Raw genomic sequence first — 555 nt, 5'->3', positions numbered from 1 at the left:
AAACACCTCTGCAGGAAGGTTCGCCGCGAAGCGCTTGCGCTTGTTGTTCGAGATTGTCCCTTCGCCATCCATCGCGATCGAAACCAGAGTTGCGAGCAGCGAGCCACGAACGTCGTAGCGTTCGTCGATCGCGCGCCGAATCGCATCGAAGTGCGCGAGGTATTGCGTCTCTTGGCGAAGTTCGACATTGAGCGCCTGCTCGGCCATCGCAAACCCAAATTCCACAGCCGGTGTGGCRTCCCAATACCGATAGATCGTRTCGTCCGCCTTGAAGTCGAAAYAGAACTGACCTTCGCCCGCCGACGTTACCTGGACCAATTCGCGAGCGGGAACTGAGAACGCCTGCAGCGTCTCCAGGTACTGGCGCTCATTGCGYTTCATCGCGACCGACACTGGCAACAGCGCGCCCTTCTCGAGCCGGCCGGACGTGCACAGGGCCTTGTGGAAGAGGAATCGCGACAAGCGGCCGTTGCCGTCCATGAACGGGTGGATGTAAACGAATCCGAACGACGCGATGCTCGCGGCCACGATCGGGTCAATCTGCTTCGGCGCAGT

General features: G+C 60.1%; 1 protein-coding gene. It reads right to left on the bottom strand.

All coding sequences use genetic code 11. The features are described from left to right. On the bottom strand, window positions 1-555 hold a 555-nt coding region (locus tag AC1DTN_RS38855; protein ID WP_477925556.1), incomplete at both ends, for a Fic family protein.

Source organism: Rhizobium sp. 01T444, from assembly GCF_056398305.1.
This window is presented reverse-complemented; position numbering and strand designations above follow the sequence as displayed.